Origin of the sequence: Lentzea sp., assembly GCF_036380075.1 — a bacterium.
Classification (GTDB): Bacteria; Actinomycetota; Actinomycetes; order Mycobacteriales; family Pseudonocardiaceae; genus Lentzea.
This window is the reverse complement of record NZ_DASVFL010000298.1, coordinates 26,716-39,995: the sequence shown is the minus strand read 5'-3', so window position 1 is coordinate 39,995 and position 13,280 is coordinate 26,716. Positions and strand designations below refer to the sequence as shown.

16 protein-coding genes are annotated in these 13,280 nt (G+C 70.1%); 13 read left to right on the top strand and 3 right to left on the bottom strand.

The annotated features are described in order from the left end of the window. The 10 genes from VF330_RS31520 to VF330_RS31475 form a co-directional block, all read left to right on the top strand. On the top strand, positions 1-363 hold a 363-nt coding region (locus tag VF330_RS31520), incomplete at its 5' end, for a vWA domain-containing protein (protein WP_414675496.1). A gap of 89 nt (positions 364-452) precedes the next feature. Beyond that, positions 453-1,382 carry a hypothetical protein gene (locus VF330_RS31515; protein ID WP_330855346.1) on the top strand — a complete coding sequence of 310 codons (930 nt, stop codon included), beginning with the start codon at positions 453-455 and terminating at the stop codon, positions 1,380-1,382. A gap of 61 nt (positions 1,383-1,443) precedes the next feature. Continuing rightward, positions 1,444-1,650: a hypothetical protein gene (locus tag VF330_RS31510; RefSeq protein ID WP_330855345.1), complete on the top strand. Its 207-nt coding sequence runs from the start codon at positions 1,444-1,446 to the stop codon at positions 1,648-1,650. Between the two features lie 13 nt (positions 1,651-1,663). After that, on the top strand, positions 1,664-2,155 hold the full coding sequence (locus VF330_RS31505) for an RNA polymerase sigma factor (protein ID WP_330855344.1): 492 nt from the start codon (positions 1,664-1,666) through the stop codon (positions 2,153-2,155). Next, positions 2,148-2,648: a hypothetical protein gene (locus VF330_RS31500; protein WP_330855343.1), complete on the top strand. Its 501-nt coding sequence runs from the start codon at positions 2,148-2,150 to the stop codon at positions 2,646-2,648. The genes VF330_RS31505 and VF330_RS31500 overlap by 8 nt, the downstream gene beginning before the upstream one ends. Before the next feature lie 361 nt (positions 2,649-3,009). After that, complete coding sequence (locus VF330_RS31495; RefSeq protein ID WP_330855342.1) at positions 3,010-4,131, top strand: ABC transporter substrate-binding protein; 1,122 nt, start codon at positions 3,010-3,012, stop codon at positions 4,129-4,131. Continuing rightward, positions 4,128-5,045 carry an ABC transporter permease gene (locus tag VF330_RS31490; RefSeq protein ID WP_330855341.1) on the top strand — a complete coding sequence of 306 codons (918 nt, stop codon included), beginning with the start codon at positions 4,128-4,130 and terminating at the stop codon, positions 5,043-5,045. Before VF330_RS31495 ends, VF330_RS31490 begins: the two co-directional genes overlap by 4 nt. Beyond that, complete coding sequence (locus VF330_RS31485; protein ID WP_330855340.1) at positions 5,033-5,836, top strand: ABC transporter permease; 804 nt, start codon at positions 5,033-5,035, stop codon at positions 5,834-5,836. Before VF330_RS31490 ends, VF330_RS31485 begins: the two co-directional genes overlap by 13 nt. A 3-nt stretch (positions 5,837-5,839) precedes the next feature. Continuing rightward, positions 5,840-6,868 carry an ABC transporter ATP-binding protein gene (locus VF330_RS31480; protein ID WP_330855339.1) on the top strand — a complete coding sequence of 343 codons (1,029 nt, stop codon included), beginning with the start codon at positions 5,840-5,842 and terminating at the stop codon, positions 6,866-6,868. Further along, complete coding sequence (locus tag VF330_RS31475; protein WP_330855338.1) at positions 6,865-7,998, top strand: low temperature requirement protein A; 1,134 nt, start codon at positions 6,865-6,867, stop codon at positions 7,996-7,998. The genes VF330_RS31480 and VF330_RS31475 overlap by 4 nt, the downstream gene beginning before the upstream one ends. Here the strand turns inward: VF330_RS31475 and VF330_RS31470 are convergent. Then, complete coding sequence (locus VF330_RS31470; protein ID WP_330855337.1) at positions 7,980-9,038, bottom strand: hypothetical protein; 1,059 nt, start codon at positions 9,036-9,038, stop codon at positions 7,980-7,982. The genes VF330_RS31475 and VF330_RS31470 overlap by 19 nt on opposite strands. Before the next feature lie 70 nt (positions 9,039-9,108). Here VF330_RS31470 and VF330_RS31465 point away from each other — a divergent pair, with 70 nt between their 5' ends. Next, entirely contained in the window at positions 9,109-9,504 is a 396-nt protein-coding gene (locus tag VF330_RS31465) for a VOC family protein (protein WP_330855336.1), read from the top strand. Then, positions 9,505-10,665, top strand: coding sequence for an MFS transporter (locus tag VF330_RS31460; protein WP_330855335.1), 1,161 nt, complete (start codon positions 9,505-9,507; stop codon positions 10,663-10,665). It begins immediately after the preceding gene. A gap of 15 nt (positions 10,666-10,680) precedes the next feature. Here the strand turns inward: VF330_RS31460 and VF330_RS31455 are convergent, their stop codons facing one another. Beyond that, on the bottom strand, positions 10,681-12,123 hold the full coding sequence (locus VF330_RS31455; protein WP_414675495.1) for an LVIVD repeat-containing protein: 1,443 nt from the start codon (positions 12,121-12,123) through the stop codon (positions 10,681-10,683). A 187-nt stretch (positions 12,124-12,310) separates the two neighbouring features. On the opposite strand from VF330_RS31455, the gene VF330_RS31450 reads away from it, so the two are divergent. After that, positions 12,311-12,913: a DUF305 domain-containing protein gene (locus VF330_RS31450; protein WP_330855334.1), complete on the top strand. Its 603-nt coding sequence runs from the start codon at positions 12,311-12,313 to the stop codon at positions 12,911-12,913. Between the two features lie 6 nt (positions 12,914-12,919). Here the strand turns inward: VF330_RS31450 and VF330_RS31445 are convergent, their stop codons facing one another. After that, on the bottom strand, positions 12,920-13,252 hold the full coding sequence (locus VF330_RS31445) for an antibiotic biosynthesis monooxygenase (RefSeq protein ID WP_330855333.1): 333 nt from the start codon (positions 13,250-13,252) through the stop codon (positions 12,920-12,922). Positions 13,253-13,280: the final 28 nt, after the last annotated feature.

Below are 13,280 nucleotides of genomic sequence, written 5' to 3'. Positions count from 1 at the left end.
GGGCTGGTCACACCGCGGCAGGAGTCGGGGTCGGACTTCGGGGCCGTGTTCGCGTTCGTGCGCGGGGTGATCGAGCGGGACGTGGCGGAGCTCAAGGCGCAACGGGTGAGGGTGCGGCGGCCGGTGCTGTTCTTCGTCTCCGACGGCCGGGCGACCGACCAGGACTGGCCGCGGGAGCTGGCCCGGCTCACGGAGACGGCGTCGCGCCCGGAGATGATCGCGTTCGGGCTCGGGGTCGTCGACCAGTCCGTGCTCGACCGCATCGGCACGTCGCGGGTGTTCCTCGGGCGGGACGGGGTGCGGCTGGGCATCGCGCTGGCCTCGTCGGTGGCGCGGACGGTGCTGCGACCGGACCACGTGTGACGGATCCACGGTGTGTCCACTTCTCGTCCACACGGCCGCCGCACCCTTCCTCCGCCGCACGTGAGCACGGAAGGGGAGGGAGAGCGGAGATGACGACGAAGCTGGTCCACGAGCTGAAGACCCTGCGCAAGGGACGGGGTGTGCACGCGCCCCGGCTGCTGGAGAAGGTCGGTCCGGCGCTGGCCGCCTCGTGCGGGATCACGAGGGCCGACGGGTCGGTCGCGGCCCGGCAGAAACTGGTCACCCGGCTCAGTGAGCTGGTCGAGCAGCTGCCGGAGGACCTCCAGCTGCCGGCGCGCGCGGCGTTCGGACTCACCTCCGACGCGCGGCTGCCGCTGTACGGGGAGCGCGTCAGCTGGGTGGCGGCGGCGATCGACCGCGACGCCAGGACCGTGCGCCGCCGCGTGGACGACGCCGTGCACCAGCTGGCCGACCTGGCCGCGTCGACCACCCGCCGCGACGCCGGCGGCTGGCACACCGCGGAGCTGTCCGTGGCGGTGACGCTCGACCGGGGGCAGCCGGAGGTGCTCGAGCGCTACCAGGTCGTCGCCGACCAGGACGGGGTGGACTCGTTCGAGTTCGGCTCGGTGTTCCCGGCGCGGTCGCGGGACATGGACGTGCACCTCATGTACGGCGGCACGTTGCAGCGGCGGAGCGGTCTCGAACGGCCCGGCTTCCGGCTCGTCACCGCCGAGCCGCTGGCGCGGGGCGCGACGCACGACTTCGCGATCCGGTACCGGCTGCAGAGCCGTGACGCCATGCACCCGTGCGTGCTCTACGTGCCGGAACGGCCGTGCGACGTGTTCGACCTGCGCCTGCGGTTCGAGCACGACGGCAAGCGGATCGTGCGCACGTTCGACGGGGTGCTGCTGCGGTCGGACGCGGAGCCGGCCGGGATGCAGCAGGCGGCGGACCGGGCGGGGGACGTGCACCTGCGGTTCCGGCGGTTGCTGCCGGGGTTGCTGTACGGGGCCCGGTGGGGTGGGTCGGCGGTGTGCTCGGCCCGTCGTGCTTCCTGAGCTGCTCGTTGTCACAACTCGCCGGCTGATCCGCACTCACTGGCAGAGGAAGGAGCTGCCGGTGCTGGAGACGGTGATCGCTGGTGCGCTGGTCGCACTGGCCGGGGTGACACGGGTGTTGATGGCACGCGACCGCAGGTTGGCGAGCGACGCGCGGCACGCCGCGTGGGCCGAGATGGTGCGCCACCTGCCGCCGGGGAGCCGGTTGTGCGGGAGCGACGGCCGGACCACGGTGGAGATCGGTCGGGGGAACAGTGGTGACAGGTGAACCGGTCGAGCGAGTGGCAGGTCGGGTGGACGCGGTGCGGGAGCAGTTCTCGCTGTTCTACCGCTGCGAGGTCGGCAAGGTCACCGGGTACGTGGTCAAGGTGACCGGGGCGACCGTGCACGAGGCCGCGGACGCCACCCAGGCCGCGTTCGTGCTGGCCTGGGAGAACTGGACGTGCATCCGGAACCCGCGGGCCTGGGTGCGCACCGTCGCCACCCGCGAGCTCTACCGGTCGATGCCGGACCGGCGCACGCTCGCCGGGCAGGCGCTCGTCGGCGACTCGGCGGTCGTCGAACCGGGGGAGGCGTGGCGGGAGGTCGTCGCCGCACTGGCGGAGCTGCCGCTGATGCAACGGCAGGTGCTCGCGATGACCGCGGACGACTTCCCCGACGACGTCATCGCCCACGAGCTCGGGACCACCGCGCAGGCCGTGCGGCAGAACCGGAGCAGAGGTCGCAGGGCGCTGAAGGCCGTTCTGTCGAGGAGGAGGTGCGGTGATGCGTGACGACCGGCTGGACGAGTTGCTCGCTGCCGCCGACCGCCAGTTCCAGCGGGCCTTCCACGCCGAGCCTGGCCGCCGGGTCGACGGGCTCGCGGCGATCATCGGGCACCCGGCGATCATCGGGCACGCGGAGCCCCGGCAGGAAGTCGAAGGCCGTCGCCGGGAGATCTGGACGCACGTGGACATCCCGGAACTGCCTGGTTCGCTGCCGCCGTTCCTGCGCAGGCGGATCCAGCTCGCGGTGCGACTCCTGGGGTCCTCGCCCACCGGCAGCCAGGAAGCCGTCACGCTGCTCAACCGGTTGAGGCAGGGGCTCGAGGACCGGGTCCTGGACCGGGATGAGGCGCTCGCGCTGGTGCGTGAGGCGAAGGCCGAGGTCAGCGAGCGGCAGACCAGGACGTCCCGGCTGAGGGTGCTCGACAAGCTGCGCGTCATCGAGGTGGAGGTCGAGCGGCTGTTCGACGACACCGACGATCGGGCCGGCCGGTCCCGCTGACGGGTTCGGCCATGCCGGACGGGTGAGACCGCCGATCCTGGTCGACGTCGACGGGCCGCTCAACCCGTGCGCCGCCCACCCCAAGCCGCCGAGGCAGCTGACCGGGTGAGCTCGGCACCGAGCCCACCCGGGCTTCCAGCCGGCTGCGCCGGGAGGAGTTCGTCCACAAGCGACGGCACCTGACCACCGCGCTCGTCCACGTCGACCCGCGGACCGGGATCGGCGCCGAGCACCTCGGCGAAGCTCGGAAAGCATTCAGTCGCAACCTCTGAGGCGCCGAGAATTCACGGTTGGAGTCGAGAAGGTCTCAACCGGCGCGGCTGGCTTGACAACGAAAGCTTTTCGCGCGAATCCTCCGCCTGTGCTGAAGCGAGGGAACGTCACCACGAAACTGATCGGTGTCGGCGCGTTGGTGCTGGCTGTGGCGGCCTGTGGCGCCCCGCCCGCCAAGGAGGCGCCGGCCGGTGCCGCCGGGACCGCGAAGTCCGCGAGCGAGCTCGGCGGCATGGACAAGCTGGTCGAGGCCGCGAAGAAGGAGGGCAAGCTCAACGTCATCGCGCTGCCCCCGGACTGGGCCAACTACGGCGAGATCATCAAGGCCTTCGAGGCCAAGTACGGCATCAAGGTCGACTCCGCGCAGCCCGACGCGTCGAGCCAGGAGGAGATCAACGCCGCGAAGCAGCTCAAGGGCAACGACCGCGCGCCCGACGTGTTCGACCTCGGGCTGAACGTGGCGCTCGCCAACAAGGACCTGTTCGCCCCCTACAAGGTCAGCACCTGGGACGACATCGCCGCGGAGCTCAAGGACGCGGACGGCGCCTACTACGGTGACTACGGCGGCTTCATGTCGATCGGCTACGACGCGGCCAAGGTGCCGGCGCCGGCGAGTGTGAAGGACCTGCTCAAGCCCGAGTACAAGGGCAAGGTCGCGCTCAACGGCGACCCGACGCAGGCCGGCGCCGCGTTCTCCGGTGTCGTGATGGCGGCGCTGGGCAACGGCGGGTCCGCCGACGACATCGCGCCCGGTGTCGAGTTCTTCAAGCAGCTCAAGGCCGCCGGCAACTTCCAGCCGGTCGACCCGTCGCCCGCGACGATCGAGTCCGGGCAGACGCCGGTCGTCATCGACTGGGACTACACCAACGCCGCGCAGACCGCGAAGCTGCAGGGCAAGCTCGACTGGAAGGTCGTCGTGCCGGCCGAGGCGCAGATCGGCGGCTACTACAACCAGGCCATCAGCAAGGACGCGCCGCACCCCGCGGCCGCGCGCCTGTGGCAGGAGTTCCTCTACTCCGACGAGGGCCAGAACCTCTACCTGAAGGGCATGTCCCGCCCGGTCCGCCTGGACAAGATGGGGGACAAGGCGGACAAGGCCGCCAAGGACAAGCTGCCCAAGACCGACGGCAAGCAGGTGTTCCAGACGCAGGCGCAGGCCGACAAGGCCAAGGCCGTCCTGACCGCGACCTGGGCCCAGGCCATCGGATGACGAGTGTCGCTCCCGTAGCGACGACGCCCGGCGGTTCCACCAAGATCAAGGGTGGGGCCGCCGGTCGGCCGTCTGCGGCCGCCTGGCTCGTCGCGGTGCCGTTCCTCGCGTTCGTCGGGGTCTTCCTCGTCTACCCCACGGTCCTCGTGCTGTTCGGTGCCTTCCAGGACTCGAACGGCGCGCTGACGCTCGACAACCTCACGACGTTGTTCACCGGTGTCGTCTTCGACGCCTTCGTGCGCAGCATCGAGCTCTCCGCGCTCACGGCGGTGATCGGCGCGATCTTCGGCGCGCTGCTGACGTGGGCGGTGGCGGTCGGCAAGCAGGAGGGCATGCTCCGCAGGGTCGTCGTCGCGGGCAGCGGTGTGCTCGCGCAGTTCGGCGGTGTGCCGCTGGCGTTCGCGTTCCTCGCGACGGTCGGCTTCGAGGGGCTCGTCACGAAGTTCCTGCGCGACAACGCCGGCATCGACCTGTTCGCGGGCAGCGCGTGGCTGTTCGAGCTGCCGGGCCTGACGCTCGTCTACACGTTCTTCCAGATCCCGTTGATGGTCATCGTGTTCCTGCCCGCGCTGGACGGCCTCCGTCCGCAGTGGCGGGAGGCGAACGCGAGCCTCGGCGGGACGAGCTGGACCTACTGGCGGCACGTCGGCGGGCCGATCCTGCTGCCGCCGTTCCTCGGCGCGCTGCTGTTGTTGTTCGCCAACGCCTTCAGCGCCTACGCCACGGCCGCCGCGCTCGTCTCGCAGGGCAGCCCGATCGTGCCGTTGCAGATCCGCGGCTTCCTCACCGGCGAGGTCGTGCTGGGCCAGGAGAACCTCGGCAAGGCGCTCGGCCTGGGCATGGTGGTCGTCGTCAGCATCGCGATGGGCGTGAACGTGCTGCTGCAGAAGAGGGTGGCCAAGTGGGTTCGCTAGTGAGGCAGCGCGTCCTGCGCACCGTCGTCCTGCTGGTCCTCGGCGTCTACTTCGTCCTGCCGCTGATCGCGATGGCGGAGTTCTCCACGCGGGGCAGGAACAACACCCGCAGCCTGGAGTCGTGGACGTCCATCGTCGACGACGACGGGTTGATGGAGGCGCTCGTCAACTCGCTGCTGCTGTCGGTGACGAGCGCGGTGCTGATGCTGGTGCTGCTCGTGCCGACGATGGCGTGGATCCGGCTGCGGCTTCCCCAGCTGCAGCGGCTCGTGGAGTTCCTGTGCCTGCTGCCGCTCGCGATCCCCGCGATCGTGCTGGTGGTCGGCATGGCGCCGCTCTACGCGTGGGTGAACTACTTCCTCGGCGACTCGCCGCTCACGCTGACCTTCGCCTACACGATCCTGGTGCTGCCGTTCGCCTACCGGGCGATCGACGCCGGACTGTCCGCGATCGACCTGAAGACGCTCGCCGAAGCCGCGCGCAGCCTCGGCGCGTCGTGGTTCACCGTGCTGTGGAAGGTCGTCGTGCCGAACATCCGCGTCGCGCTGATCGGTGCGTCGCTGCTGTCGGTGGCGTTGGTGCTCGGTGAGTTCACCATCGCGTCGCTGCTCAACTTCGACACGTTGCAGGTGCAGGTCAACCTGCTGGGCAAGCGCAACGCGGGCGTGTCCATCGCGGTGTCGTTGCTGTGCCTGCTGTTCGCGTTCGTCCTTCTGTTCGCACTTTCCTACGTCGGCCAGCGGCGCCGTCAGACCGTTGCCGAAGAAGAAACTTTGCAGGGGAGTATCTGAATCATGGGCCACCTGCAACTCAAGGGGCTGCGCAAGTCCTTCGGCGGCAACGCGGCGCTCGACGGCCTCGACCTCGAACTGGCGGAGGGCGAGCTGGTGTCGTTGCTCGGCCCGTCGGGCTGCGGCAAGACGACGGCGCTGCGCATCGTCGCGGGCTTCGAGACCGCCGACTCCGGCACGGTCACGGTGGGCGGCAAGGACATCACGAAGGTCCCCGCCAACAAGCGGGACATGGGCATGGTCTTCCAGGCCTACAGCCTCTTCCCGAACATGACCGCGGCGCAGAACGTCGCGTTCGGCCTCAAGCTGCGCAAGGGCGACACCAAGCGCACGAACGAGCTGCTCGACCTCGTCGGTCTCGCGCACCTCGGCGGCCGCTACCCGCACCAGATGTCGGGTGGTCAGCAGCAGCGCATCGCGCTGGCGCGCGCCCTCGCGATCCAGCCGCGCGTGCTGCTGCTGGACGAGCCGCTGTCCGCGTTGGACGCCAAGGTCCGCGTGAACCTGCGCGACGAGATCCGCCGCATCCAGACGGAACTGGGCATGACGACGCTGTTCGTCACGCACGACCAGGAGGAGGCGCTCGCCGTCTCCGACCGGGTCGGTGTCATGTCGCACGGGCGGCTGGAGCAGCTCGACACGCCGTCCGTGGTCTACCGGCAGCCGGCGACGGCGTTCGTGGCGCAGTTCGTCGGCGTCACGAACTCGGTGGAGGCCAAGGCGGAGGGGCAGACCGTCGTGATCAACGGCGTCACCGTGCCCGCCGAGCACGACCAGCCGTCCGGCAGCGACGTGCGCGTCATCGTCCGGCCGGAGGACATCGGGGTCGCGGCGCACGACGGCGCGCAGGGCAGGATCGTCGGCGACGTGCTGACCCAGTCGTTCCTGGGGCCCGTCACGCGGATCTCTGTCAGAGTGGGCGAGCAGGTCCTGCGGGTCGACCAGCCGTCCAACCAGGCGGCGGCGTTCCAGCCCGGCACGCAGGTGGCACTCGACCTCAGCGAATCAAGGATCATGGTGGTGCCGGGATGATCAGGAAGCTCCTCGCGCGCGACACGGCGGAGGCCCACCGGGTCGCGACGCCGTTGGAGCTGTTGTTCGACCTGAGCTTCGTGGTGGCGGTCGCCCAGGCCGCCGCCTCGCTGCACCACGCCGTCTCCGAGAACCACGCCGGTGCCGGGCTGATGGCGTTCTGCATGGCGTTCTTCGCGTTGTGGCTGCCGTGGCTCAACTTCACGTGGTTCGCGAGCGCGTTCGACAACGACGACACGCTGTACCGGGTCATCACGATGGTCCAGATCGCCGGCGTGCTCGTGGTGGCGGCGGGCATCCCCGCCGTCTTCGAGCACCAGGACTACCGGATCGTCGTCGGCGGGTACGTCGTGATCCGGCTCGGCATGGTCGCGCACTGGCTGCGGGCGTCGCGCGACAACCCGGAGCACCGGGCCTGCACCCGCCGCTACGCCGGTGGGATCGCGTTCATGCAGGTGCTCTGGGTGCTGTGGGTGGTGGTCGCCCCGCCCGCGGCGCAGATCCCGCTGTGGGTGCTGTTCATGATCGGCGAGCTGCTGGTGCCGGCCTGGGCGGAACGCTCCGGCGCCACGACCTGGCACCCGCACCACATCGCCGAGCGGCACGGCCTGTTCACCCTGATCGTGCTCGGCGAGTCGATCCTCGCGGCCACGCTGGCGTTCCAGAAGGGCTTCGACAGCGGCGAGAACCTCATCTCGCTCGCCGCCGCGTCGCTGGTCATCGTGTTCTCGGTGTGGTGGATCTACTTCGAGGCGCCGACGCACCTGCGCAACCTCAGGAAGGCGTTCCTCTGGGGCTACGCGCACCTGTTCATCCTCGGGTCGATCGCGGCGCTCGGTGCCGGGCTCGCCGCGTCGGTCGACTACGACCTGCACCTCTCGCACGCGCCGGGCACGACGGTGGCCGCGTTCACGACGGTGCCGCTGGCGGTGTTCTTCCTCTTCGTCTGGTACGTGCAGGACTGCCCCGGCGAGGACGGGCTCCGCAAGTACCTGCTGCCGCTCGGGGCGGTGGCGGTGCTCGCGGCGACGTTCGGGCCGGCGCCGATCCACGTGACTGCGGGGATCACGCTGGTGCTCGTGGTCGTGAGCCGGTTGGTGCAGGGGGCTCCTCAGCGCGTCGAGGTGTAGGCGCGCAGGGCTTCCTTCTCGGTGGGCAGGCCGTACGCGCGCAGGTGCTCGTCCAGGTTGACGAGCCAGGTGCCCTCGCCGGCGGCCAACGCCTCGACGGTGCGGCGTTGGCGTGAGTCCAGTGCGGTGTAAGGGGTCCCGGGCGTCAGCGCGCCGTCGTGGAACGCCAGCCGCAGGACCGCCAGGGCCGCGTACCCCGCGAGGTCGCCGCCCAGGAACGGAACCTCCTCGGCGCGGTCGAGCGAGCCGGCCGCGACGGTGAGCAGCTCGTCCACGACGTCGTCGGTCGCCTCCGGACCGTCGACCGCCGCGAGCGCGACCGCGGCACCCCACCGGACGATCGGGCGCGGGTCGTCGAGCGCGGCCGCGGGACGGCCGCCGAGCAGGCCCGTCGCCACCGACGCGGTCGCTACCACGACATCCTCTCCGGTGACCTCGCCGAGAGCCGGCAGGCTGCCCGCCGCGTCCTCCGGGAACCACGCCAGGGTGTACGCGGCCATGCACGCGACCGGTGGTTCCGCGGACAGCAGGTCGCGGAACAGCGGCACTCCGGCGCGCACGGCGTCGTGGGCCCGCACCCAGATGTGCGCGAACATCCTGCGCTGGTCGTCCTCGGTCAGGCCTTCGACGTACCCGAAGTCGCCCTCGTCCTCGTCGAAGTCGTCGTCGCCGGGCCTGGGCGCCGCCGCCAGGACCGCCTCGCCGCCTTCGGCCTGGGCGCGGTACTCGGTGATCGGCAACCCTCCCGGCAGCCACATCTCGTCGAACCCGGTGACGATCCCGCTGAGCAGGTCGAGCAGCTCCGGCCGCTCGGCGCACCCCGGCGCGGCCAGCACCTCCAGCAGGAACGGGACCGCGTGCGCCGTGGCCTGGTAGACCGTGCCCTGGTGGTAGATGTTGCCGTTCAACGCCCACAGCGCCTTCCGGCGGCGTTCCGCGTCGGGCGACAGCAGGTCGCGCAGCTGGTCCGGCACGTCGTCGGCGGCGCCGTACGCGTGGGTCAGCCGGGACCAGTCCACCTCGTCGAGTCCGTTCGGCACGGACGCCATCCTGTCAGCCTTTTCGCCGGGTTCGCCTCGTTCTGACACGCGGAGTGAAATGATCGTCACCATGACCGGTGTCCGTGAGCTCCGCCTGGTCGTCACCGCCGACGACTACGAAGAAGCCCTGCGTTTCTACCGAGACGTCCTCGGCCTGGAGCAACGGGCCGCGTTCGCGTCCGACGGCGGGCGGGTCACGATCCTGGAGGCCGGCAGGGCGACGCTGGAGATCGCCGACCCGCCGCACGCGGAGTTCATCGACGACGTCGAGGTGGGCAAGCGGGTCGCCGGGCACGTCCGGGTCGCGTTCGAGGTCACCGACGCCGAAGGGGTGACCCGCACGCTGGAGGCCGCCGGGGCCGAGGTGATCGCGGAGCCCACGCGGACGCCGTGGAACTCGCTGAACGCGCGGCTGGCGGCGCCGGCCGGGTTGCAGCTGACGTTGTTCCAGGAGCTGGGCGAGTAGATGACGATCTCCGCTGCCGGGTACCGCGACCTCGCGAACCGGGACGTGCTCGCGTGCGCCGTCGTCACGGTCGCCGCCAAGCTGCCGATGTCCATGACGCCGCTGATGATGGTGTTCCTGACCAGGGGGCTGCCCGGCGGGTACGTGCTGGCCGCGTCGCTGGTGGCCGTCTACGTGCTCGGGGAGATCCTCGGCGCGGCGCTGCTGGGACTGTTCCTCGACCCGTCGCGGATGCGCGGGCAGCTGTCGGTCGGGCTGCTCGTCGGCGCTGTCGCGTTCACGACGCTGGCGTTGACGACGAACGTGACGGTGCTGGTGATCGCGGCGTTCGTCGCGGGCGCCGGGCCGTCGACGACGCCGGGCGGGCTGCGGGCGATGCTGCTCGGGCTGGTGCCGGACGCGCTGGTGCCCAAGGCGATGGGCTTCGACGCCATGATCACTCAGGTGGTGTGGGCGGTGGCGCCCGCGCTGGTCACCGTGCTGGCGCTGAGCGTCGACCGGCGTGCGCCCGTGGTGGTGTCCGTGAGCCTGGTGGTCGTGGCGGCGTGGCTGGTGTTCATCCTGCCGCGCGGGCACGTGACGTCCAGAACCGGTACGGCGAAGGCGCGCGTGGTCGCGTCGGCGTGGCCGATCTACCTGGTGAGCGCGGCGGCGCTGGCGCAGCTGGCGGTCGCGGAGCTGGTGCTGCCGGCGTTGCTGGAGCACCGGGGGATCGGCATCGGCTGGACCGGGCCGCTGCTCACCGGGTTCGCCGCGTGCAGTGCGCTGGGCGCGGTGCTGTACGGGCTCAAGCCGTGGCCGGGCACGTTCCGCACGCAGGGGCTGGTGCTGCTCGTCATCACGGCGACCTGCGTCGGCGCGGTGGCGTTGTTCCCGAACCTGCCGGGCATCACGGGCGCGCTGCTGGCGGCCGGGCTGTTCCAGTCCGGTGTGCTCGTGACGCGGAGCCTGGCTTTGCGCGAACGGCTCCCGGTCGGCGCGCACGCCCCGGGGTTCTCGATGATGTACGCGGTGACCGGCGCGGGCTACGGGCTCACGGCCGTCGTCGTCGCGTGGGCGATGGACGTCGGGTCACCGGTCTGGGCCGTCTTCGGCGGTGTCGCGGTGACCTTGGTCCTGACAGCGATCAGCGCGGCTGCCGAACGACGGCAGCCGCGCTGATTCGGGAGCGAACCTTTACCCGCGGTAGAAGTTGCCCTGGGTCTGCACGTTCAGCTCGTTCGTGCGGAACAGCTTCGCCACGAACGTGCGCGGGTCGCGCATGTCGATGACGTCGAAGCCGCGACCCATCTCCGAGGAGTAGATGTAGCCGTTGTACCAGTACGTGGACCACGTGCCGCCGCCCGCGCCGTTCGGCATCGGGCCGCGCTCGAAGAAGCCGATCTCACGCGGCTTGGCCGAGTTGGTGAAGTCCCACACCGAGATGCCGCCCTGGTACCAGGACTGGACCATGATGTCCTTGCCGGGCACGGGGATCAGCGACCCGTTGTGCGCGACGCAGTTCTCCGTGTCGGTCTGCATGCGCGGGATCTTGTAGTAGGACTTGAAGACCAGCTTGCGGTTCTTGCCCTTGCCCTCGATGTCGTAGATGCCGTTGGCACCGCGGTTCGGGCCGATCTTCTCGTTGCACGTCGCGGCGCCGCCGCCACCGAGCTCGTCGGTGAAGACGACCTTGGTGCCGCTGTTGTTGAACGTGGCGGAGTGCCAGAACGCGAAGTGCGCGTCGTCCTGGACGCGGTTGATCTCGACCAGGTTCTCGCGGTCGGAGATGTCCCACAGCACACCGTCACCCATGCACGCGCCGGCCGCGAGGTCGAGCTGCGGGTAGACGGTGATGTCGTGGCAGCCGGTGGTGGCCGAGGTGTAGCCGGTCTCGATGGTGCCGGGGACGCCGGGGTTCGCGCCGTCCGGGAAGACGACCTGGGCCTTGAGCAGCGACGCCGAGGCCGGGTTCTTGACCGGGACCTTCACGATCGAGATCTTGTCGTGCGGCGGCTGGCAGTCCGGGAACGTGGCGTTCGGCGAGTAGGACGAGACGTAGAGGTAGACGCTCTTCTTGTCCTTGGCCGGCACCATCGTGTGGGTGTGCGAACCGCAGTCGGTCTCGACGGCGGCGACGTACTTCGGCGCGGCCTTGTTGCTGATGTCGAAGACCTTGATGCCCTCCCACGACTCCTTGACCGTCGCCGGCTGGGAGACGCTGGCGCAGGAGTTGTCGCTGCGCGAGGAGTCGGTCGACAGGAACAGCAGGTTCCCGTACACCGAGATGTCGTTCTGCGAGCCGGGGCAGAGCACCTGGCTCTTGATCGTCGGCTTCTTCGGGTTGCGGATGTCGTAGATGACGAAGCCGTCGTAGTTGCCGACGAACGCGTAGTTGTCCTGGAACGCGATGTCGGTCTGCGTCGAGTTGAGCGGAGCCTGCTTGTCCAGGTGGGCGACCGGGACCATGTTGCGGCTGCGGGAGATCTCGTCGACCCCCGGGAGACCGTCGACCGCTTCCGCCTGCGCTTCGAGCTGAGCCTCGGTGAGCCCCTTGCCGTCCGCGGGCAGGTCGGGCTCGGCGTACGCGGGCGCGGTCACCGTCGACAGCGTCAGCGCGAGCGCCCCCAGAACCGCCAACGGCGCTCTGCGCCGCCGGGCCGTTGCGCGTGAAGTCACTGCTTTACCCCCTCATTACGGGTTGGTGAGGGGGAGTATGACCCTTTCGCGTTGCTAAAGGCCAGCATCTTTCGGAGGGTTGTCGACTCTTCGTCCTGTCTCGAAACGCTGGACAACTCCGCCGGTCTCGGACTGTATTGTCCGAAGCATGCGTTCTGGGCTCGTGGCGATCGTGGCGGCATTCGCCCTGCTGGCAGGCTGTACGTCGGAGCCGGAGCAGGCGCCGATCATCGCGCCGGACACTCCCGGCGGGTCGGCGCCGACCATCGCGGCGTCGGACGCGACCGGTGCCGTCCCGCCGCCGCCCAACGACGCCGACCGCGACTACGTGTCGATGATGATCGCCCACCACGAGCAGGCGCTGGCGATGACGAGGTTCGCGCCGGACCGCGCGGAGAACGCGACCGTCAAGGGCCTCGCCGACCGCATCCGGTACAGCCAGGAACCCGAGATCGGCGCCATGAAGCAGTGGCAGCGCATGAACAACCTCGTGGGCACGCACGGCGACCACGGCTCGATGCCCGGCATGGCCACGCAGGACCAGCTGAACGCGCTGGGGGCCGCGCGCGGCAAGGACTTCGACCGGATGTTCCTGGAGCTGATGATCAAGCACCACGAGGGTGCGATCAAGATGGCGACGGACGTGCGTGGGGCGGGCAACAACGTCCAGGTCGAGGAGATGGCGGACGACGTGGTGGCCACGCAGTCCGACGAGATCAACCGGATGAAGTCGCTGCTGCCCACCCTGTGACGGGGGCTAGGAGGCCTCGCTGCGCTGCACGGGCAGGACCAGGTCCTCGGCGTGCGTGAACCGCTCGGGCTCGTTGCCGGTGACGAGGCGCGCGATCGTGCGGTGGCCCTTGTGCGCCTCGCGGAACGCGTCGGAGGCGACCCACGCGCGGAAGGCGTCCTCCGACTCGAACTCGTTGACCGAGACGTACGGCTGGTCGTCCTGCGTCGGCTTGAGCAACGTGCTGCGCAGCAGGCCGGGAACTCCGGGCAGGTGGGTGCGCATGGAGCCGCGGAAGTAGCGCTCGAACTCCTCGGACATGTCCGGGTTCACGAACATCCGGTTGGTCGCGATGAACATGCTGGCCTCCCTGATCCCGACGCTGTGT